This window comes from Microbulbifer sp. TYP-18 (genome assembly GCF_040932045.1).
GTDB lineage: Bacteria > Pseudomonadota > Gammaproteobacteria > Pseudomonadales > Cellvibrionaceae > Microbulbifer.
Map to the genome: position 1 here is coordinate 1 of NZ_JBFRBC010000076.1, position 1805 is coordinate 1805.

1 protein-coding gene is annotated in these 1805 nt (G+C 47.9%); it reads right to left on the minus strand.

Features of this window, described 5'->3' with window-relative positions:
• On the minus strand, positions 1–1805 hold a 1805-nt coding region (locus ABVT36_RS18930), incomplete at both ends, for a hypothetical protein (protein WP_368457954.1).

The window sequence follows — 1805 nt, forward strand, 5'->3', positions numbered from 1 at the left end:
TGGCTGGTGTTAAAGCGGTGACGGACAAAGTCCTCGGAGAGATTGAGATTGCCGTTATAGGTATAATTAGTGGGGTTTTCCGTTTTAAGCCAGGCCAGGTAATCCGCGGGAAAAGAGGAAGCAGTGGAAACCACCTCCCCAGTCAATTTATCGCGGACCGTAACTTCGACTCGCGATGTTGTGCCAGCCAAAGCTTCGCTAAAATATCCAGATATCCGCGAAGAGGCGCCCACCTCAACATATTTAGTGGAGGAAAAACTAAAGTTCGCAGTAGAAGAACTGCTGTCGGTGGCATTACCAGTTTTATTGACCACAAAAATTCCAGTAGCGGATTTAACCACCTGGTTGCCGTTGACATATTCTATCAAATACTCATAGTCACCGCTCTCCAGCACCTCTAGTGTTGCCTGGTGATTGGCGCCATTCTGTACCGGCGAAGCGTCAATCCAGTTATCACTGCCTGAGCTGCGATATTTAAACACAACCGAAGCACCATCAGGCTGGACAGCAACAGGCCAAGTCACCACGGTTGCATCATAAAAATACTGGGTCCCTTCCTCGTACACGAAGGTGTCGGAAGACGTGCTTCCATCGCTCTTGGTAATAGATAATGCAACGTCATACTTACCATTGGGTAGCTTGCTCCCAATACGCAAATTGATTTTGCCATTCCACGCAAAGCCGTCCCCAGAAATATCCTGTGGATAAGTCCAGGTGGTATAGGACTGCCCGGTAGCTTGATTCGTGGCAACTGCTTTAATGGAGGTTATGTTAGTAGCGGTTGAATAATTATTTACAGCCGATGATCCAGACACAGACTTGACCTGTGCCTTAAACAGGGTACTTTTACTCTGATTGGAAGTCGCAATGGTTGTGTAGCTATTCTCTCCACGCAGCATAACCTCAGTACCGGAAAGATAATCCACACGAAAGCTATAAGTCCCGCTGGCGGGGTTATCAAAGCTCGCTGTATTCCAGTGGCCACTTGCCGAAAAACTTTTTGCAACCCAGGATCCGCTACCACTCCTGTAATAGAACTTGGTAATTTTATTCTTACCCGTAGAGGGATCGTACCACTTGATCCGGGTCCCTACATTACGCGTCCTACTTTGAGAATACGTATATTTGATAAATGTACCGTCCGGAATCCATGCCCATACTTCACCACCGGGCTCTCCAGGATTAAGGTTGACATAAAGAAACTTTTCCCGCTTCTCAGAAGCAACCACATCCACCTTATAAGAACCCGCTGGCAGGTTATCGCCAAAATATCTCGTCAGATCTACGCTTCCGTCCCAGGTTCTGCTGCCTACAGAATAAGAAAAAGTTCCGTCGTACCCGGAAGGCAAGCTAGCATCTGTTCGAGAAACCGTGATAGAAATAACCCAACTATGAAACTTCTCATTCGTATAATCTGTACTAGCAGTTCTCGCAGTAAAGGTCCCTGCCTTTAACTTGGTACTGGTACTGGTCGAATCGACATTGGTGTGTTCACGATAAATGGTCACCGTTTCACTTTCTGATCGCGCGCCACCAATATTCTGGAGCGCAGTAGACGAGAAAGTGAGCCCTCCCTCTAACTGGGCAGGCCGGCTATTTATCGAACTAGTTGCGGTCAGGGCTTGTGTCTCCGAATCCGTAAACTGCTCCGCAATAATGGCCGTGTTCGCATAGGTGTACGGTTGTACAGGTGGACGGGTAAACGAATTCGTAATGGCACTGCCACTCACACTTTCCGTTTGCGTATTTTCTACACGCTGATTGGTAGTGGAGGCGAGTGCATACGCATTTTGCGCCGGTCGGGT